The 19,546-nt window shown below is 28.1% G+C and carries 18 protein-coding genes; 6 read left to right on the top strand and 12 right to left on the bottom strand.

The window, feature by feature from the left end:
- The first annotated feature begins 85 nt into the window (after positions 1 to 85).
- Complete coding sequence (locus tag ACKTTQ_RS01985) at positions 86 to 745, top strand: ABC transporter ATP-binding protein (RefSeq protein ID WP_093868811.1); 660 nt, start codon at positions 86 to 88, stop codon at positions 743 to 745.
- A 283-nt stretch (positions 746 to 1,028) separates the two neighbouring features.
- Here ACKTTQ_RS01985 and ACKTTQ_RS01980 read toward each other — a convergent pair whose 3' ends face one another.
- From ACKTTQ_RS01980 to ACKTTQ_RS01965, 4 genes are all read right to left on the bottom strand, one after another.
- Positions 1,029 to 1,430 (bottom strand): hypothetical protein, encoded by a 402-nt coding sequence (locus tag ACKTTQ_RS01980; protein WP_093868812.1) that lies wholly within the window; start codon positions 1,428 to 1,430, stop codon positions 1,029 to 1,031.
- Positions 1,431 to 1,775: 345 nt separating this feature from the next.
- Positions 1,776 to 2,528, bottom strand: a complete 753-nt coding sequence (locus tag ACKTTQ_RS01975) for a LytR/AlgR family response regulator transcription factor (protein WP_093868813.1) — start codon at positions 2,526 to 2,528, stop codon at positions 1,776 to 1,778.
- Positions 2,521 to 4,029 carry a tetratricopeptide repeat-containing sensor histidine kinase gene (locus ACKTTQ_RS01970; protein WP_143032745.1) on the bottom strand — a complete coding sequence of 503 codons (1,509 nt, stop codon included), beginning with the start codon at positions 4,027 to 4,029 and terminating at the stop codon, positions 2,521 to 2,523. Before ACKTTQ_RS01970 ends, ACKTTQ_RS01975 begins: the two co-directional genes overlap by 8 nt.
- A gap of 367 nt (positions 4,030 to 4,396) precedes the next feature.
- Positions 4,397 to 4,978: a hypothetical protein gene (locus ACKTTQ_RS01965; protein ID WP_093868815.1), complete on the bottom strand. Its 582-nt coding sequence runs from the start codon at positions 4,976 to 4,978 to the stop codon at positions 4,397 to 4,399.
- 362 nt (positions 4,979 to 5,340) lie between these two features.
- Between ACKTTQ_RS01965 and ACKTTQ_RS01960 the strand changes: the two genes are divergently transcribed.
- Genes ACKTTQ_RS01960 through ACKTTQ_RS01945 form a run of 4 tightly spaced genes read left to right on the top strand, consistent with a single transcriptional unit; the run spans position 5,341 to position 8,769 of the window.
- Complete coding sequence (locus ACKTTQ_RS01960) at positions 5,341 to 5,892, top strand: CPBP family intramembrane glutamic endopeptidase (RefSeq protein ID WP_408048259.1); 552 nt, start codon at positions 5,341 to 5,343, stop codon at positions 5,890 to 5,892.
- Position 5,893: 1 nt separating this feature from the next.
- Positions 5,894 to 6,658: a TIGR02757 family protein gene (locus ACKTTQ_RS01955; protein ID WP_408048258.1), complete on the top strand. Its 765-nt coding sequence runs from the start codon at positions 5,894 to 5,896 to the stop codon at positions 6,656 to 6,658.
- 57 nt (positions 6,659 to 6,715) lie between these two features.
- Positions 6,716 to 8,200 carry a S10 family peptidase gene (locus ACKTTQ_RS01950; protein WP_299135378.1) on the top strand — a complete coding sequence of 495 codons (1,485 nt, stop codon included), beginning with the start codon at positions 6,716 to 6,718 and terminating at the stop codon, positions 8,198 to 8,200.
- 2 nt (positions 8,201 to 8,202) lie between these two features.
- Entirely contained in the window at positions 8,203 to 8,769 is a 567-nt protein-coding gene (locus ACKTTQ_RS01945; protein ID WP_408048257.1) for a PAS domain-containing protein, read from the top strand.
- Between the two features lie 55 nt (positions 8,770 to 8,824).
- On the opposite strand, the gene ACKTTQ_RS01940 is transcribed toward ACKTTQ_RS01945, so the two are convergent.
- The 7 genes from ACKTTQ_RS01940 to rimO form a co-directional block, all read right to left on the bottom strand.
- Positions 8,825 to 11,038 carry a hypothetical protein gene (locus ACKTTQ_RS01940; RefSeq protein ID WP_408048256.1) on the bottom strand — a complete coding sequence of 738 codons (2,214 nt, stop codon included), beginning with the start codon at positions 11,036 to 11,038 and terminating at the stop codon, positions 8,825 to 8,827.
- 148 nt (positions 11,039 to 11,186) lie between these two features.
- Positions 11,187 to 11,930, bottom strand: a complete 744-nt coding sequence (locus ACKTTQ_RS01935; RefSeq protein ID WP_093868819.1) for a Dph6-related ATP pyrophosphatase — start codon at positions 11,928 to 11,930, stop codon at positions 11,187 to 11,189.
- Between the two features lie 58 nt (positions 11,931 to 11,988).
- Entirely contained in the window at positions 11,989 to 12,897 is a 909-nt protein-coding gene (locus ACKTTQ_RS01930) for an NmrA family NAD(P)-binding protein (protein ID WP_299135375.1), read from the bottom strand.
- The gene (locus ACKTTQ_RS01925) at positions 12,894 to 13,295 is read right to left on the bottom strand and encodes a hypothetical protein (protein ID WP_093868821.1); all 402 of its coding nucleotides are present in this window, start codon (positions 13,293 to 13,295) and stop codon (positions 12,894 to 12,896) included. Before ACKTTQ_RS01925 ends, ACKTTQ_RS01930 begins: the two co-directional genes overlap by 4 nt.
- 9 nt (positions 13,296 to 13,304) lie before the next feature.
- Positions 13,305 to 14,219, bottom strand: a complete 915-nt coding sequence (locus tag ACKTTQ_RS01920; protein ID WP_408048255.1) for a DUF6268 family outer membrane beta-barrel protein — start codon at positions 14,217 to 14,219, stop codon at positions 13,305 to 13,307.
- Between the two features lie 132 nt (positions 14,220 to 14,351).
- Positions 14,352 to 14,927 (bottom strand): Crp/Fnr family transcriptional regulator, encoded by a 576-nt coding sequence (locus ACKTTQ_RS01915; RefSeq protein ID WP_093868823.1) that lies wholly within the window; start codon positions 14,925 to 14,927, stop codon positions 14,352 to 14,354.
- 33 nt (positions 14,928 to 14,960) lie between these two features.
- Complete coding sequence (gene rimO, locus ACKTTQ_RS01910; protein WP_093868824.1) at positions 14,961 to 16,316, bottom strand: 30S ribosomal protein S12 methylthiotransferase RimO; 1,356 nt, start codon at positions 16,314 to 16,316, stop codon at positions 14,961 to 14,963.
- 82 nt (positions 16,317 to 16,398) lie between these two features.
- Here rimO and ACKTTQ_RS01905 point away from each other — a divergent pair, with 82 nt between their 5' ends.
- On the top strand, positions 16,399 to 17,481 hold the full coding sequence (locus tag ACKTTQ_RS01905; RefSeq protein ID WP_299135373.1) for a serine hydrolase domain-containing protein: 1,083 nt from the start codon (positions 16,399 to 16,401) through the stop codon (positions 17,479 to 17,481).
- On the opposite strand, the gene ACKTTQ_RS01900 is transcribed toward ACKTTQ_RS01905, so the two are convergent.
- Positions 17,478 to 19,124: an amidase family protein gene (locus tag ACKTTQ_RS01900; RefSeq protein ID WP_299135372.1), complete on the bottom strand. Its 1,647-nt coding sequence runs from the start codon at positions 19,122 to 19,124 to the stop codon at positions 17,478 to 17,480. The genes ACKTTQ_RS01905 and ACKTTQ_RS01900 overlap by 4 nt on opposite strands.
- Positions 19,125 to 19,546 lie beyond the last annotated feature (422 nt).

Raw genomic sequence — 19,546 nt, 5'->3', positions numbered from 1 at the left:
TTTAAAATTTATAAAATCAGATAAACTTTATTAATAGGTTTATCTGATTTCTTTTTTATACATTCGTTTATCTAACATACTATCTATGATTATTGCTAAAAATGTCCATAAAAAATATGGAGATGTTGAAATTTTAAAGGGAGTAAATCTTCATATAAAAAAAGGAGAAATTATTGCTATTGTTGGTCCATCAGGAGCAGGAAAAACAACACTTTTACAAATTTTAGGCACATTAGATAAACCACAGAAAGAAGTTGATTTTCAATTAGAAATTAACGAGACTTCTATAAAAACATTGAGTGATAAAGAAATTTCAGTATTTCGGAACCAACATATTGGGTTTATATTCCAATTTCATCAGTTATTACCTGAATTCACTGCTTTAGAAAATGTCTGTATCCCAGCATTTATAGCTAAAAAAAATAAAATTGAAACGGAAAAAAGAGCTAAAGAGTTACTATCTTTTTTAGGGTTATCACATAGAGAGAATCACAAACCAAATGAGTTATCTGGAGGTGAACAACAACGAGTTGCAGTTGCAAGAGCGTTAATAAATAATCCTTCAGTGATTTTTGCTGATGAACCAAGTGGAAACCTTGATTCTACTTCTGCAAAAAACTTACATGATCTTTTTTTCAAGCTTCGTGATAAATTTGGTCAAACTTTTGTTTTAGTTACACATAATCAGGAACTCGCTGAAATGGCAGACAGAAAATTAGTAATGAAAGATGGGGTAATTGTATAAAAGTAGTTTTATATCGAGAACTACTGTTTCGTAATTTACTTTAACATATTTAAAGCTGTCGTTGAAAAACAATCTTAATCTTTTATCTATTCCAAATCCATTTATTCTGGCGCTTCACTTTGTTATTAGAAGAAAAGCAAACAACATTAAAACTCTATTATTTAAAATACAATACGAGTTGATGAATAAAAAAAGCATCTCTAAAAGAGATGCTTTATTAATTTAAAAAAATAATTAAGCTGTACTAACTCAGCCAAAACCGAGTCAACAACATTACAACTATTTAATTAGGGTTTACCGAGGTTATAAAAGGATCAAATGTCATTAATTTTCCATTAACTAACAATGTCATCGTATACTGAACATTTGTTCCAGCACTATTAACGTGTCCTCCCCAAACTGCACCATCATGTTGAGGGTATTGCGCAGGTTTTATAAGACCTTCATTTATTGCTTCTCCATGAAAACTATGAATCGATATTGATAGATTTGGATCAATTGATACAACACTCCAAACTATAGTATCACCATTAGTTACTAATGTATGAAGCTCGTCTGTACCTTCACTTTTATTACCGGTCCCCATATAATCATTTGTATCCATCATAAAAACATATTCACCTAAATTACCGCTTTTTATAGCTGCAGCTACGTTTACTGCTGCCAAAATATTTACTTGTGCCATTTTATTCAAAATTTATTTCTTACTCTTTTGGCTTTTCAGATTTCGCCTCGTTTTTTACAGTAGTTCCTGAACTCTACTTTGGTTAGTTTTACAAAAATTAGAAATAGCGCTAGTTTTAATTTCTGGTATAAAACTACTTTGAATAAGCACGAAAAAACGAAGTATTGACATGAAGTAAGAAATATACTACATGAAATAGTGTTCTACTATGTTTTAAAAAGAATAGATACCTCTGTAAAATAAATGAGAAACAAACTAATTTGTTAATTAACGAGAAAGGCTAACTCTTTTTATGTATTGTATACGTAATGGTTTGAGGATATAATGGTTAAAGAACTTTAGAATTTATTTTAAAATACTCTCTTTTTTAATAATTCCTTTATATTTTTCGCTTAGAGTAATTTTATGATTACCTGATAATACAATTAAGTTATCATTTGGAAAAATCTCTTCTATTTTTTGAATGTTAGCTACAAAATTTCTACTAACTCTACTAAACATAGTTTTGTCTAGTAACTCTAATATTTTGGTTAATGAAATTAAAATCACAAATTTTCCTTTTTCTGTAATAATATTACAATAACGTCCCTCTACTTCAATAAAAATAATTTCAGAAATGAGTATTTTTTTTAACGATCTACCTTTTTGTATATACAAGTGTTCTTTAGTTACAACTGTATCTTGCTTTTCGTCTGTAAATACATTTTTCTGTTCATAAAACTTCTCAACAGCCAAATGAATAGAAAACAAAATTTCTAACTCATTAAACGGTTTTATCATATAATTGAATGGCATAGTTAATTTTGCTCTTTCAAAAATTTCTTTATCTGTAGAACTAGTTAAAAATAAAAAAGGTCTTTTATTTGTATGATGAAGCTCATTAATAGTTTCTGCAAATAAAATACCTTCAGGATCTTCCCCTAAAAAAACATCTATAATTACCAAATCAATGTCTTTTCTGTTTAGATATATAGCCAATGCTTCTTTAAAATTTTTAGCAACATCAACTATATTATAATCATTAGCTTCTAACACATCTACGAGTGCTTCACTTTCTATCGGATTATCTTCTACAATAAGTACATTTAAACTATTCATTAATAAAAGGTTTAGGTAAAGATACAATCATTTTTGTTCCTTTTCCTAATTCACTTTCTACTAAAATTCTACCATTATTTTTTTTTATCATCGATTTACAAAGTTGAAAACCTAATCCTGAACCTATAATTTCTTTATTCTCTTTTTCACTTATAGCAATAGTATCTTTTTGAAGTTGCAATACAGTTTTTTCACTCATTCCTATTCCTGAATCTTCCACAACTATATCTAAAAAACCTTCTTTTGATGTTTCTATGTAGATCTTAATCTTATCATTAGGTTCAGAAAACTTAATAGCATTATCTAATAAGTTTCTCAAAATAATTTTCAGAGATTCTTGATCTGCAAGAACTTTAGCCGATTTAGAAATTGTACTTTCAAAGTGCAACTCCTTTTCCTTTATGAATGGTAAGTAGTTATACACCAAATGCTCTACAGCAAAAAACAAATGCATTTCTTTAATTTCAAAATATGACTGTTTGGTTTGTAGTAATGCCCAATTCAGTAAATTATCTAACAAATTATAAGCACTACCTACTATAGCACTGTTTTTTTGCAGTAACTCATATACAACGTTTATATTTTGTGCCTTTAAATTATTAATTAACTTTTTATTGCTAAGTTTAAGTGTGTTTACGGAAGAACGTAAATCATGACTTACAATAGAAAATAATTTATCTTTTGTTGCATTCAAGTCATTTAACCGTTTATTTTGTTCTCCTATAATTTTTTTAGATTTAATATTTTTTCTAAAAAAATAAATTATAATAGATAGTAATACTACTAACGATATAACAGTGTATAAAATTCTACTTATTTCTGCAGTTTTAGCTCTATTTTCTATTTGTAAAACATTTACTTCTTGTTGTTTTTGTTGTACAGCATGTTTTTTTTCTAATTGAGCCGTTTCCCATATTCTATTTTGATTGTTTAAAGAATCTTTCCATTTTTCGTATTCCTTTCTATATTTTAATGCAGCTGTTAAGTTTTTTCTATTTTCTTCTACTACAGCCATATTTTTAGCCATTTTCCCTTTAGTTTCAAAATCTTGAACATCCTTTGAAAGTAAATACGCTTTTTTATAAAAAGGAATTGCTATTGCATCTTTATATTGTGCATAATATAAGTTACCAATATCTGCATAAGAGCTTATTAACCGAAAGGTATCTTTCTTTCTTTTTATAATATTTATACTTTTTGTTAAGTAAAATTCTGCTTTTTTATATTTATTTAAATGAAAATAACTGACTCCCATATTATGAAAAATGCTACTTTTTTTAACACCTATAACAGCATCTGATTTTAATGATTCAATTTTTTTAAAGTAAGAAATTGCTTTATGATATTCTTCTTGCTCTACAGCTATTTCTGCTAAATACATAGCTATTCTATCATAGAAATAAAAGCTTTTTTTTATAATAGAAAACTCTCTTTTTGCTTCTTCAAATATTCTCTTTTTTTTTAAACTATACCCTCTAAAAAAATGGGTGTAGTTATTCAATTCAGTGTTTTTTGTTTTAACATTTAACAACTTACCTGTGTATATTAAGGTAGAATCCCACTTTTTTTCTAAAAAAAATGATTGTGCCTTATGAAAAAAAAAAACTTTATTGTAAACTTGACTTTTAATTTCTACACTTTTAAAAAAAACAGATATTTTTTTTTTCTCTTGTGAATAAAAAATTAAAGGTAAAAGTAAAAACAGTATTAATAAACTCCTATAAATAAACAATTTAACTGATTTTTGATTTAAATTGCTTCTAAAATACAAAAAAGCAGAGGAAGCCTCTGCTTTAATTACGTTTTAAACCCTAATTATTTATAATTCATTTTAAAATTAAAACTTTATCTTTTTAAAAGTTAAAAAACTAATCATCTCCTGATTGTACTGTAGTTTCAGTACCTCTAGAAGTTTCAGGATCTGTATTTATTAAAAAAAATTGTACTGTTTTTATTTTCTCCATTGGGACTTCACTACCATTCGCACAATGGACCGCTCCTTTTTCAAAATCAAATTCAAAAGAATAATATTTATAATCTGTAGTTTTTCTCTCTTCTTCATTAAATGTAATAAAGATATTTAATTGATGTTCTCCTGAACTATTAAGACTAAAATCATAATAAAAAGTAAATTCATTATACGTCAACTCATACTCTTTATTTATAAAACAAACAGCATAAACTTTAAGTTTTCCATCTCTAAATATAACATGCCCTATAGGAGCTACTAAATCGACAAAAGAGTCGATAGGTAATCTAAGGTCAGATATTAGATCCTTTTTACCACTGTTTACATTTACAAACCTATTAGTTATACCTATTCTTTTTCCTGGTATAAACATTTGTGATTTTTTTTTACTTGAAAAACCCTTTTTTATTTCTTTTATTTCTCTTTTAAGACTTTGTATTTCACTAATACAATCTTCTGACAATTGTCCTTTTACTCCCATAATAGTTTGATTTTAAATTATTAATTAATGTTATAGAATTACTACTTTTAAAAAATTAATTCTATAACAAAGAAACAAGAAGATTTTTTTTTAAAAATACACAATGTTATAAGGGATATATTTTTAAGTACAAAACAAACTATTTCTTTGCACCAACATAAAAACTAGCAACAGTTATACTTTTATTTATATTTATATTTATAAGTATATCTTTATTTTCTCAAAACATTAGTTAACTTTATAAAAAAACATTTTTTGATTATATTTCAAAAAGCATCAAAATATCATGTTGAATAGTAATTTTCTTTATTTTATGTAACATTGTTATTTTTTTACCTACTTATACTTACAAATCAACATTCATGAAGCAAACATTTCAAGAACTCATTACCTATTTAAAAAATCCCGTTTTAGAGAAAGATAATAACACAAATCTTAACTATAGGTTTACAAAGTTTATACACCTGCTTATTATTTGTATTATTACAAGTGGACTTATTATGCCTTTATTTTATTTAATTGAATATTTAGGCTTAGTTGATATGGAAAAACATGCTATGGAGGATATGATGAAAACATTATCTAAACCTATGGTGTTTTTCTTTGCTGTTATAGTAGCTCCACTTGTGGAAGAGTTAATTTTTAGAGGTCCAATCACTTTATTCAAGGATAAAAATTCATTTAAAATAGCTTTTTATTCTTTTGCAATTATATTTGGATTAGTTCATATAACTAATTATAACATAACTACAAATGTACTTTTATTAATACCTCTTTTAATAGCTCCTCAAACTATTTTAGGTGGCTATTTAGGATTTATTAGAGTTCGTTTTGGCCTACAGTGGAGTATATTGTTACATGCTTGCTATAATGCTTTTTTTATGATAATGGCATTTGCTGGAGAAACTGTTTAAAATGAAAAAACAAGAGCTTAAGGAATTTCTTGACGAAAAGGTTATTAAATACAATACTTTTAACTTTATTGAAAGTGACCCTATTCAAATACCTCATCTATTTACTCAAAAAGAAGATATAGAAATAGCTGGTTTTTTAGCTGCGACTATTGCTTGGGGTAATCGTAAGATGATTATTAAAAATGCACATCGAATGATGGACTTATTAGGTAATTCTCCTTATGATTTCGTTATGAATCATTCTGAAGATGATCTTGTTAGTTTTGATGGTTTTGTTCACAGAACCTTTAATTCAGATGATTTTACTTTTTTTATACAATCACTTAAAAACATTTATCAAAATTATGGGGGGTTAGAAAATGTTTTAAAACCTGAAAGTAATTCAAATAATTATCAATTAGCTATTCATAATTTTAAAAAAGTGTTTTTTGAAATACCTTATCAAACCAGAACTTTAAAACATGTATCTGATCCTTTAAAAAATTCAGCATCAAAACGTATTAATATGTTTTTACGTTGGATGGTTCGTAATGATAATTCTGGGGTAGATTTTGGTATTTGGAAATCTCATTTATCACAAAATTTACATTGTCCTTTAGATGTTCATTCCGGAAATGTTGCAAGAAAATTAGGGCTTTTAACTCGTAAACAAAATGACTGGAAGGCACTTATTGAACTTGACGATACTCTAAGGCTTTTTGATCCTAAAGATCCTGTAAAATACGATTTTGCTTTATTTGGATTAGGTGTTTTTGAGAAGTTTTAATACTTTTAGCTTAATTAACTAAATATGTTAATACAAAAGCTAAAACTTCTTTCTATAATGAAAAATATTATTTTATTAACTACACTATTTTTTAGTATAGCTATATATTCTCAAGACTCTCGAGTTCCTATTGATACTACTGTTATTACATCGAACACAGTTACAATAAAAGGTAAAAAAGTAAACTATAAGGCTCAAACAGGTACTCAACCTGTTTTTGATGCCAATGGAAAAATAAAAGCTACCTTATTTTATACATACTATTACCGTACTGGAATACAAAACAGAAAAAAAAGACCTTTAATTATGTCTTTCAATGGTGGACCTGGATCAGCTTCTGTATGGATGCATATTGCATACACTGGCCCTAAAATTTTAAACATAGATGATGAAGGAAATCCAATTCAACCATACGGAATTAAGGATAATCCGTATTCTGTTTTAGATGTAGCTGACATCGTTTTTGTTAACCCAGTTAATACTGCTTATTCTAGACCTGTAGTAAAAGAAAATAAAAAAGTTGATAAGAAATACTTTTTTGGCATCAATGCGGATGCCAAATATTTAGCTGATTGGCTAACCACTTTCATTACCCGAACCAATAGATGGCAATCACCAAAATATATTATTGGTGAAAGTTATGGAGGCACACGCGTAATGCAATTAGCTCATGAATTACAAAGTAAACAGTGGATGTACTTAAACGGTGTGATTATGGTTTCTCCTGCTGACTATCAATTATTACGCACTAAAAACTCAGAAGATTACGCTGTTAACTTTCCATATTTTACAGCTGCTGCTTGGTATCATAATATGCTACCAAAGAAACTACAAGAACAAGAATTATTAGAGATTTTGCCTGAATCAGAAAAATTTGCCATCAATGAACTTCTTCCTGCAATTGCTAAAGGTGGTTATATTTCTGATACTGAAAGGCAAAGTATCGCTAAAAAAATGGCTTATTACTCTGGTATAAAAGAAAAAGTAATTTTGCAACAAAATCTTGAAGTTCCAAACAGTTATTTTTGGAAAGAATTATTGCGCAATTCTTCAGGAAAAACAATTGGACGTTTAGATAGTAGATATTTAGGTATTGATAGGAAACTAACAGGATCAAGTCCAGATTACAGTCCAGAACTTACTTCATGGCTTCACTCTTTTACTCCAGCAATTAATTATTATATTCAAAATATATTAAAGTTTAAAACCGACGTTAAATACAATATGTTTGGCTCAGTACATCCATGGGATTTTAGCAATAACAATGCACGTGAAAATTTACGAAAAGCAATGGCTCAAAACCCTTATTTAAAAGTACTGGTTCAATCTGGTTACTATGATGGTGCAACGACCTATTTTGCTGCAAAATATACAATGGGAAAAATTGATCCTAGTGGTACTTTTAAAAATAGACTTACATTCAAAGGGTATAGAAGTGGACATATGATGTATCTTCGTAAAGTAGATCTAGAAAAAGCTAATGATGATTTACGTGAATTTATCAAACAGAGTTCAAAAAATATAGGACCAGCTAAATATTGATTATGAAAAATAACATAACAAATATGATGTGTTTAGATATGTATATGTCTTCATTAAACTTTAATGAGCAATTAACATTTCAAAAACACATACAAAAAACTGACTATAACGTAGCTAACTTAGTTAGTTGGGATATTCATTTACAAAACTACCATCAAATCACCTCTAATTTAGAGATAGATAAAGATTTAGCATACATAAAAAACCTTGCTAAACAATATAATTGGGAAAACAATATTGACTCGATTATTAAAAACAATAGTTTTGAAGCAATTGTTATTACTGACTTATCAAGAAAAATTGTATGGGTTAATAATGGTTTTACAGATATGACTGGGTATGCAAAAAACTTTGCTTTAAATAAAACTCCTAATTTTTTACAAGGATCAGAAACCTCTGAAGCAACAAAAAAAAGAATTAGAAAGAAGCTTCAGAATAATGAACCTTTTAAAGAAATCATTATTAATCATAAAAAAGATCGTACTTCTTATAAGTGTGAAGTTAAAATATTTCCTCTTTACAATAAAGAGACAACTCATTTTTTAGCATTAGAAAAAAAAGTTGTTTAATAAAAAAGGAGATTGACTATTCAATCTCCTTTTTAACTTTACATATATAAACTCACTACTTTTTATCTAAAGCAAAAGCTACTAATTTTGATGAATCATAGGCGTCAATTTCATGATTCCCATTTGTAGCCAAAGCATTAACATATAAATGTTCAGCAAAAGCAGCTCTTTCTTCTCCTAAACAAGTACCTAATAAGTCGGCTGGTGAAAACGTTTTGGTATATTCACTAAAACTATTCCTAGCATATAAACCTCCATCGTTTGTTGGGACATTTCCAATTACCATTCCTTTAGTATTTGTTTTATTAGCTTGATTTGTATCTGTACAGGTACCTTTTTGAACTCTAAAATTTAGGTCTGCAAAATTATGAGGATGATACGCTCTAAATTTTATTTCAATTATAGAATTATTGTCCTTGTATGGAACAAAACCACAACATGTTGGATTTACTTCTTTTCCATCAACTTTTATTTTATAAATATCTGCTTTAGTAGGACTATTATCAATTCGCATTACCATTTTAAAAGCGCTACACGTACCTCTTCCACTACTTTCCAAATTTACCGATGGTGCGTTAATTGAAGGAGTGAAAGTATCATAGTTAGGAACCTGAAACAATTCATTTGGGATATTCGTTATTTTATTTCCATTTCTATCAAAAAGTTCTAAACTAAACTCATACAAACCGTCTCCTTCCAATGAAGAATCAAACGATATTGTTCTGGTATTTTGATCCCAGTTTGCATCTTGCTCTGTTGTATTAAATGGAGCATCTGTTGGTGATGCTGTAGGTATTAAATATAGACCTCTTTCTACTCCTTTATCAAAAGGTCCTAATTTTACTTTATTATAATTAAAGTGAAAGTGCCCGCTTGAATCTTGAAAAACATACGAGTACGTTTTTTGAACTAAATTATTTAATTTTTCTGTAGCACCAAAGGCATTTGATAAATCAGCATGTTTTAACTTTTTATATGACCAACGATAATATGTATATTTTGAACTAGGTAAATCATTACTAAATTGTACTACAAATGATAATCCTTTACCAAAAGGTCTTCTAAAATTACCTTTATTTTCATGCTTATCAGTTAAACCTTGTCTATTCAAAAACCTTCCTTGTATAGCATTCCCAGTAACATTTTTTTGTTCTATATGTGAAACACTTGTTCCCCAATTAATTGTTTTGATCCAGATTAACTCACCATCAATATCATTAGAACATTCCCATCTTACTCTTGGATCTGTAACATTAATATGTACTTCAGTACCACATTTATAATTCCAATACGTATTACATGGTAATTGAGGTTTGTAAACTGTTTCCCATTGATCATCTATAAAAGCCTCTACCCAGAAATACAAATCTGGGTGGTCTCCGAAAATTGAATAATAAATTTCAGTATCAAAATCTCCATTAGCATCTGTGTAAACTGTTCTTAATTCATCACACTTATAAAAATAAGGCCACAACCAAGATATATGACAGAAATACGGATGAAATAGTTTAAAATTTTCTACGATTGTATTTCTAATTATTCTTGGATTTTTACTTTTTAAAGTAGTCATTATATTACGATCAGATAAAACTGGATTTATTTTATCTGACAATAAGATCTTCTTATTTATAGAGATGTTTTTTTTAAATTTTGGCCTATTAATTCCACTAAAAACAGAATTAAAATCTCTTATTTCAAAAGGCGGATTTGGTACTGGTGGATCTGGTAACGTAGGGACTGGAACTGGTATTTCTGGTCGTAATATCAAATCGGGAATTCTTAAGATAATATCATCTGGAATTCTTGGTATTAACCATTGAATTTTATCTACCTCGCAAATATGAACACGCATATTGCATAAACCTTTTTTCTCAGAAAAATTATTGATATTAAATTCTTTAAACACGTTTCCAAAAACCCTGCATTTTTTATAATTCCAAAATGGGATATACAATTCAGGAATAGATAAAATTTCTAACTCTTTATTTGCTTTTTTGAAAAGTTTAGGCTTATATGCCTTATGCTTAGAGAGTAAAATATTGTAATTTTTCTCGTTTAAAACTGCTGTTGTTTTTGGTGCTATTAATAAATTAAAGGTTCTTAATTTATCTATACTCGCTTCAAAGTGAATTGAATCTTTTTTAATGTCTACTCTTTCAATAAAGTTTTTATCTCTATCAAATAACAATCCTACTAAATCAATTGGCACTGTTTTTTCACCTGATTTGATGGATATTTTTAGCCTATTTTCTTCCCTTTTTTTTGCCATGATTCGTTTTTTTAAGTTTGCTTCACAAAGCTATTACCCAAAAAACAGTAGGCTACATGATTTATCTTGTTTCTAACAAAAGGGTTTTCTTCTTTTTAAATAGGAAAAACACTTATTGAAATAAAGGTTTTATATAAAAAAGAATATGCTATTCGTTGATTAATTTTAAATCACAATACCAAAAACTAGTATCATAATTTTTATTATTTTCTTCTTCTTTATTTTGATGACAGTTATCAGAATCATCATCATTTAATGTATATGATTTTAAAACCTTCTCTCCTATTGAAAACTTAATAGGCTTTTTAAAAATAGGTCCATCATAACAAAATGTATGAAATTCTCCATTCTCTCCGCATACATCAACATCATTAGGTAAATCATTTATAAAATTTTCATCAATAATTCTACCTACAAATTCTTCACCTAGCTTTTTAGCATTTACACAAACAGTAATTGTTTTAAATCCTAAATTTAAAAACTCTCTTAACAACTCTTTGGTATTATTTTTCCATAAAGGATATACCCCAGTTATTCCTACTTCTTGTAATTTTGTATCTCTATAATTCCTTAAATCCTCTAAAAAAATGTCTCCAAAAATAGCCGTCTCTAATCCTAATGATTTTAACTCAGCTGTTTTTTCTTTCATTTTCTGATTATATAAATCCATAGTAACATTAGCAGGAAATTCAATTTTCTCTAAAGGAATGCCAATACTATCAGCTTGTGCTATAAGTAAACTTTCATGTAAACCATGCATAGAAACACGCTGATAGTCTTTATTTACATTAGTTATTAGTTTTTCTACACTATATTTTTTTTCTTGAAGAACTTTATACAATGCTAAGGAAGAATCTTTTCCAGAACTCCAATTAAAGTAGGATTTTTTCATTTTGTAAAAATAAAACAAAACCCTAAAGAGTTAGGGTTTTGTTAGGAATATCTACAATTTATAAAAACCTCCATGACTTACGTGAAAATAAGTCTCTTGATTCTTGTAAGTATGTATCCATTATTCTAGGTTTTCTTTTTAACAAGGTATTGATAGTATCGGTATTTGGCTCTTCTTTTTTAACAGCTAAAACATCTATTTCTACAATATGACGAGCTAACCATCCTGGTAATTTTGCCTGTTTAGTTAATTTATTTAAAAACTCATCTCTGGTTATATTTTCATATATTATTTTTTTACCTGTAACATGTGATATTCGTTGAGCCATAGTTTCATGTGATATAGCTTCTGGTCCTGAAATTATTACTGATTCTCCATTTAAAGTTTCAGTTTGTAATAAATATTTCACAGCAACTTCAGCAACATCTCTTGCATCAACATAATTTCTTTTTGCGTCTTCCATTACTCCATATATTTTACCAAAATATTTTATAGTAAACGTATTTCTCTCCCAATTTTGCATAAATGAATGTGGCTGTAAAAAACAATGATCTATTCCTGTTGAAGCTATAGTTTGTTCTATCTTTCGATGCCAATCACTAACTTCAACATATATATTTTCAGGCACAATTGGTGCTGAGAGTTTTACAATTCGTTTAATATTTAAAAGTTGAGCTACTTCAACAATATTAGTTTCAAAAACTACTTGATTGGGAGAAGTACCAGTTAATAAAAAAATTGCATCAACATTAAAACAAGCTCTTTTAATCTCTTCTTTTGAAGTTAAATCAACCGATATATAACTAATAGTATTGTTTTCACTACTAAGACTAATAGGCACCTTTCTTTTCGGACTTCTTAAAACTCCTCTTACAAAACAATTTTCTAAATTTAATAATCTTAAAATTTCAGAACCCACAGTACCTGTAACTCCAAATACAACTATGGTTGGTTTTACAATATTCATATTAACTCTTTTGATTTTGCAGAATGATTCCATGCAGTTATTACTGTTCCTAAAATTGTAGACAGAATTATATTAAATACAAATTCTTGAAAATTGAAAAGAAGAATAAACAAACAAGCAATACTTAAAGTTACTAATAACATTAAAGTAATTCGAGTATATCTGTTTTTAAGTGAATTTTGATCTATTTGTACTTTCCATAATATTAAATAAACTAGAATAGTAGCTAGCAACGATGGTGTAGCAATACTTGTATAACTTGAATTCATCAGCTCCTGATCTTTCATTATCCAACCAGGTGTCCAAGACATTATAGCTGGAAAAAAATAAGATGGAATAATTGCTAAAAGAAATTTCTTTACTGAAAAGTTATTCTTATTCGTATGATTTTCTTGCATATCTTATGATTATCTAAATGGATTTATTTTTATACCTACAGATAAATATGCTTTTGATGGGGAAGAAAAATCAAACAAAACAGAATCATCTATATTTTGGAATTCATACTTTTCAAATACTGAATAAGTACCTCTTAGCATAATTCCAATACTTCTACTCAACCAATAATTGTACTCTGCCCCTACTGATACCGTAGTGCAAACTGATCGTTTAATATTTTGACTATCAGACTTTTTAACTATAGTTTTAGTATTTATTCTAGCTGTAAAATCATTTAAATCTCCCAAGACTTTTAGTGAGTGTTTTTTATTAAAGTTATATTTTACATAGGTATTTGGTAAGCCAACGGCAAAAGATATTTTATTATTAATATTTCCCATTATGTTTACTACTGGATTAACTGTATTCTCTCCAGATAATGTTAAATACCCCACACCAAAGCTTAAAATAAAATAGGTGTTTTTGTTTTTTGTGTTAAATCGTTTTTCTGCAAATAAAATTCCGTTTATTTTAAAATCATCAGTTTTAATTTTTTGATTAAAATCTCCAACCAAATGAGGCATTATTAATGTATTAATTGACCAATTTCTTGAAATTCTATATTTAGCTAATAAGCTATAATTTACATTGTAATAATGTTCTTTATTACTTAAAAATGAAGGCTTGTTTTGTCCAAATGAAATAGAATGATAGTCCATTCCTAAAGTATTAAACAGTGCTAATTTTTTAAAGAATATTGGTTTAAATCCTAACTTACCACTTACTCTTTCGTAATCGTATAATGCAGTATTATTTATTTCTGGGGTATAATGAAGATAGAACATATCTCTATCTTTATTTAAAACAAATACATCACCTGTTACTTGGCCATAAGCTTTACCTAAAAGAAATATTGCTAGAATTACTATTTTGTTTCTAAACATAATTTATATTGATTAAATTCAATACAAATATTGCTCGAATTAAGCTTCATGAAATTACCAAATGGTAATTAACATCATTTTAAAAAAAATTAATTGATTTCAGTATAAACATCTTAAATAATGATGCTACTATTAGCCTTTTGAAGCACTAATTTCTTTACGTATTCTACTAAGAGATTGTGGAGTAATTCCTAAAAATAACGACAAATCTTTTAAAGGAACTCTAAAAATTAAATCTGATCGCTTTAATAAATCTAGGTAACGCTCTTTAGCTGTTAAAGTTTGAAAATTATGAATACCGTATAAAACACTTGCAAAAGCATCTTCCCAAAGCAACCTACCAAACTTTTGCCATAGTGGGAATTTGTCATATAACGCTTCCATATCTTGAAACGAAATACTGAATAACTCGGTATCTTCTATTGCTCTAATATAGGAACCTGAACGTTCTCTTTTCTTAATTTTAGCAACATCGGCAATAAATTCATTTTCAAAAGCAAAGTAACGAGTATATTGAATTTCTTCTATTATATCATATATAATTAGCCCTCCAGAAGCAACAAAATAATAATCTGTTACTACTTGTTCTTTCTTTATTACAAATTTATCTTTTGAAACTTTTTTCTCTTTAAAAAAAGATAGAACTATTTCTAGTTCTTCTTTTTCCATAGAAACATAGTTATTAATGTATTTTATTAACTTTTCCATGAGCTTAATTTATTAAATACATTAATTTTCTTACTACTGTTTTCTCTTTTGATTTAAAGGAATTGGTTTTTCTTGCTTAACTAATGGAGTTCCATATAAATCAAAATCTCCAGCTTCATGAATTTCTATATCTATAAATTCACCTAGCTTTATATAATGATCTTTGGCATCAACTATTACATCATTATCTACATCAGGAGAATCAAACTCAGTTCTTCCATAATAATACCCTCCATCCTTTCTATCAAATAAACAACGAAAAGTTTTACCTATTTTCTCTTGGTTTAATTCCCAGGAAATTTGAGATTGAACTTCCATTATTTCATTTACTCTTCTAAACTTCACATCATCAGGAACATTATCTTCTAAAACGTATGCTCCAGTATTTTCTTCATGTGAATATTCGAAAGCACCTAATCGCTCAAAACGCATTTCTTCAACCCAATCTTTCAATTCTTGAAATTGTTCTTCTGTTTCTCCTGGGTATCCAACTATTAAAGTTGTTCTAATAGCCATATTAGGCACAAACTCTCTAAACTTATGAATTAACGAAGTTGTTTTTTCATGAGTCGTACCACGTTTCATCGATTTCAATATCTCTGTATTGATATGTTGCAACGGAATATCTAAGTAATTACAAACTTTTGGCTCATTTTTCATTACTTCAAGTACATCTAAAGGAAAACCAGAAGGGAATGCATAATGTAAACGAATCCATTCAATTCCTTCAACCTTTACTAACTCTCTTAACAAATCAGCTAAAGCACGTTTTTTATAAATATCTAACCCGTAATATGTTAAATCTTGTGCTATCAGCATAATTTCTTTGATTCCTTTTTCAGCTAGCTTTGTAGCTTCAGTAACCAAGTTTTCTATTGGCGTAGATTTATGCTTTCCTCTCATTAAAGGAATTGCACAAAAAGAGCATGGACGATCACAACCTTCTGCTATTTTTAAATATGCATAATGCTGTGGCGTGGTAGTTAAACGTTCTCCTATTAACTCATGCTTATAATCTGCTTCTAATACTTTTAGTAAATTAGGCAAATCATGTGTTCCAAAATATTGATCTACATTCGTTATTTCTTTTTCTAAATCTGGCTTATAACGTTCGCTTAAACAACCTGTAACAAATACTTTGTCAACTTCACCTGCCTGCTTACGTTGTGCATAGTGCAAAATAGTATCTACACTTTCTTCTTTTGCTTTACCTATAAATCCACATGTGTTAATAACCACAATGTTTCCATCATCATTTTCATCTTCATGTACAACATTTTTTCCATTTGCTTTTAATTGTCCCATTAACACTTCACTATCGTAAACGTTTTTAGAACATCCTAAAGTAACTACGTTGATTTTATTTTGCTTTGGTGATTTAGTACGCATATCAAAATTTTGGACTGCAAAGATACATTTTAATTAAACCTTTTTATTATATTATAGTCTTAAAAATATAAAATCATAGGTCATGAAAAACACATTCCATTTATTTTTATGTTTTTTATTATTACTAGTAGTTAGTTGTTCTTCAAACACTAATGAAAACTCTTTACCTGAAACACCAAATGAGGAAAAATTTTATTTCCCTCCTTTGAATGCAACCACTTGGGAAACTAAAACAATTTCTGAATTAGAATGGAATGAAAACCAACTACAACCACTTTTAGATTATTTAAAAGAAAAAAATACTAAAAGCTTTATGATACTTCATAATGGAAAAATTGTAGTAGAAGAATACATGAATGGTCATGATGCTTCTAAAGTTTGGTATTGGGCTAGTGCTGGCAAAACTCTTACTTCAACATTAACAGGGATTGCTATTGATGAAGGTATTATTTCTTTAAATAATAAAGTTTCAAAATACATCGGAACTAAATGGACAAGTGCTTCCTTAGAAAAAGAAAACTTAATTACTTGTAAAAATTTACTATCTATGAATTCAGGATTAGATGATCGCTTAGGAGATGAAGTTTTACCTTCTAATCTACATTATTTTACTGATGCAGGAAATAGATGGGCTTACCACAATGTATATGTAAAACTACAAGATGTAATTGCACAAGCTAATAGTACTACATGGAATTCATACTTCAACTCAAAATTAAAAGACAGGATTGGGATGACTGGATCTTGGATAAAATTAAATAGTTCAAATGTATACTGGAGTACAACCAGGAGTATGGCTCGTTTTGGGATATTAATTGGTGCAAAAGGGAAATGGAATGATTCACAAATTGTTTCTGAAAGCTTTTTAAATGAGGCTACCAATTCTTCTCAAAACATTAATGAATCTTACGGGTATTTGTGGTGGCTAAATGGAAAAAACAACTATCTCTTGCCTAAAATCCAAACACAACTCTCAGGAAGTTTAATACCTAATGCTCCAAATGATATGTATGCTGCTTTAGGTAAAAATGACCAAAAAATATACATAGTTCCTAGTAAGAACATTGTAATAATACGTATGGGAGAAGAAGCTAATACTACAAATTTAGCACTCTCAAGCTTTGACAATGAACTATGGTCAAAAATTAATAGTCTGATAAACTAATTATATACTTCAGGATTTTTTCTCACTTTAGTTAACTGTTCAAAAGCATATCCAAAAGCTAACAGTTTTTTTTCTGATTTTGGTTTAGCTATAAAAGTTAAACTAATAGGTTCTCCTGTTACTTTATACCCCATTGGCACTGTTAAAGTAGGGTAATTAGATACCGCAGCAATTCCTGAATGATAATTATTTATAGAAACTATTACTTCTACTTTATCCTGCTTTAAAGCTTCAAAATACTTTTCACCTTCTTTTCTTAACTTCAACTTAATAGTTTTTAATTCTTCTTTTGAAGTTGTATCTTTAACTATTCCCATAAACAGTTCTTGTCCATATGGAATTCTTAATAAAGAATCTTTTTTATTAAAATTTACAATTTTTTCTACTGAAGTAATTGTGTTTGAACTATTATTTAGAGATTTAAAATAATTAGGTAAATCGTGTTTCATCTCAGTGGTTAGTAAATTTAAAAAGCCTTCATAATTCATTTCTTCAGGAGCTAGTTCTAGAAGTTCAACTTCTGCTAATTTTAACTTACTTATAGCTTCTTTATAAATAGAATCAGATAATAATGCTGTTAAAACTCCAATTTTCTTTCCCTTTAAATAATCACTATTCCACTCAATTGTATTATAGTCATTCTTCATTGACTTAACCATATTTGTAATGGTATCCAATTTATCATAACCTACCATTGCTTCTAAAATAAGCGCGTTATCAATTACGCTTTTAGTCATAGGCCCTGGAGTATCTAGAGTACTAGAAATAGGTATAATTCCTGATCTACTTAACAATCCCACTGTTGGTTTTAAGCCTACTACCGAATTTTGACTTGATGGAGAGGTAATTGAGCCTGATGTTTCTGTTCCAATTGCAGCAACTGCATAATTAGCTGCTATTGAAACTCCGCTACCAGAACTAGAACCTCCAGTTTCAAATTTCTTTCTTCCATAAGGGTTTAATGTTTGGCCTCCAATTGCACTATAGCCTAACGGACATCCATTACAAAAGAAATATGCCCATTCACTTAAATTAGCTTTTCCTAAAATTAAAGCTCCAGATTCTTTCAATCTTTCTACAATAAAAGCATCTTTAGTTATGTTGTTTTTTAAAATTGAAGCTCCCGCAGTTGTTGGCATTTCTTTTGTGTTAATATTATCTTTTAATAAAATAGGCATTCCATAAACTGAAGAAAAATCTTTTACCTTATTTTTATCTCTAGTCCTTGCCTCATCTAAAACTTTAGGGTTCAATGAAATTATTGCATTTAACGATCTGCTACTATCCATTTCAAACTTTCTTATTCTATATAAATAAAATAATGTTAGCTTCTCGTAATTAAAAATATTTTCAGAAATACTTTTTTGAATTGACGGAATATTCTGTTCCAATATAAATGGCTTCAACCGTTGATATTCTTTTTCAGAAAAACTAGCTAATTCTTTTTCAAAAGGTTTAAATACCTTACCTAAATCTAAATATTTAGATTGAATTAGTTTAAACTTCATTCTTGGGTTTTCGTGACTTTGCTGTTCCTTTATTTCTGAAGTTTCGTTATATTTTTTAAAAGATATTTTTATTGATTCTTTTTTACAGGCAACTAAAATTACTATAAATACGAAAAGAAAGAAAAGCTTTTTCATTGTTTATCTATTTGATAATCAAATATAATTATTTTATAAAGACCAATTAATATTTTTTGAACACCCATAAGTTATAACAATTAATGAAACTTATATAGTCTATTTCCAATCAAAAAAAGTAGCTTGATACTTAAGGTAAAATATTCTAAATTAGTTATCTAAAATAAGTTTAAAAAAGTTTACAGTTAAAATATAATGACTAAATATATAAAATACCTAATTTCCTTTCTCCTTATTTTTGGACTGACGGTTAATGAGTGTTCTATATATTCTCAAACAAATTCTTCAAATCCTCAGGCTTTATTTCTTAACACAAGAAAGAAGTTTAACTATAAGCGAACGAAATTATATCTTTACTCTGCGCATATTCTATCTAGAAGAATATTATCCTTTGTACACACTACATACTGTGCTTTAAAATA

Origin of the sequence: Tenacibaculum halocynthiae, from assembly GCF_964512825.1 — a bacterium.
Classification (GTDB): domain Bacteria; phylum Bacteroidota; class Bacteroidia; order Flavobacteriales; family Flavobacteriaceae; genus Polaribacter; species Polaribacter halocynthiae.
The sequence above is the reverse complement of the archived record's forward strand: the minus strand, read 5'-3'. Positions and strand labels throughout refer to the sequence as shown.

Excerpts from the sequence above, each read along its gene's own strand:
- ACKTTQ_RS01985 (WP_093868811.1), top strand. The coding sequence starts at position 86 with ATGATTATTGCTAAAAATGTCCATAAAAAATATGGAGATGTTGAAATT.
- ACKTTQ_RS01905 (WP_299135373.1), top strand. The coding sequence starts at position 16,399 with ATGAAAAACACATTCCATTTATTTTTATGTTTTTTATTATTACTAGTA.
- ACKTTQ_RS01960 (WP_408048259.1), top strand. The coding sequence starts at position 5,341 with ATGAAGCAAACATTTCAAGAACTCATTACCTATTTAAAAAATCCCGTT.
- ACKTTQ_RS01955 (WP_408048258.1), top strand. The coding sequence starts at position 5,894 with ATGAAAAAACAAGAGCTTAAGGAATTTCTTGACGAAAAGGTTATTAAA.
- ACKTTQ_RS01975 (WP_093868813.1), bottom strand. The coding sequence starts at position 2,528 with ATGAATAGTTTAAATGTACTTATTGTAGAAGATAATCCGATAGAAAGT.
- ACKTTQ_RS01965 (WP_093868815.1), bottom strand. The coding sequence starts at position 4,978 with ATGGGAGTAAAAGGACAATTGTCAGAAGATTGTATTAGTGAAATACAA.
- rimO (WP_093868824.1), bottom strand. The coding sequence starts at position 16,316 with ATGCGTACTAAATCACCAAAGCAAAATAAAATCAACGTAGTTACTTTA.
- ACKTTQ_RS01945 (WP_408048257.1), top strand. The coding sequence starts at position 8,203 with ATGAAAAATAACATAACAAATATGATGTGTTTAGATATGTATATGTCT.
- ACKTTQ_RS01930 (WP_299135375.1), bottom strand. The coding sequence starts at position 12,897 with ATGAATATTGTAAAACCAACCATAGTTGTATTTGGAGTTACAGGTACT.
- ACKTTQ_RS01940 (WP_408048256.1), bottom strand. The coding sequence starts at position 11,038 with ATGGCAAAAAAAAGGGAAGAAAATAGGCTAAAAATATCCATCAAATCA.
- ACKTTQ_RS01900 (WP_299135372.1), bottom strand. The coding sequence starts at position 19,124 with ATGAAAAAGCTTTTCTTTCTTTTCGTATTTATAGTAATTTTAGTTGCC.
- ACKTTQ_RS01935 (WP_093868819.1), bottom strand. The coding sequence starts at position 11,930 with ATGAAAAAATCCTACTTTAATTGGAGTTCTGGAAAAGATTCTTCCTTA.
- ACKTTQ_RS01925 (WP_093868821.1), bottom strand. The coding sequence starts at position 13,295 with ATGCAAGAAAATCATACGAATAAGAATAACTTTTCAGTAAAGAAATTT.
- ACKTTQ_RS01915 (WP_093868823.1), bottom strand. The coding sequence starts at position 14,927 with ATGGAAAAGTTAATAAAATACATTAATAACTATGTTTCTATGGAAAAA.
- ACKTTQ_RS01950 (WP_299135378.1), top strand. The coding sequence starts at position 6,716 with ATGAAAAATATTATTTTATTAACTACACTATTTTTTAGTATAGCTATA.
- ACKTTQ_RS01980 (WP_093868812.1), bottom strand. The coding sequence starts at position 1,430 with ATGGCACAAGTAAATATTTTGGCAGCAGTAAACGTAGCTGCAGCTATA.
- ACKTTQ_RS01920 (WP_408048255.1), bottom strand. The coding sequence starts at position 14,219 with ATGTTTAGAAACAAAATAGTAATTCTAGCAATATTTCTTTTAGGTAAA.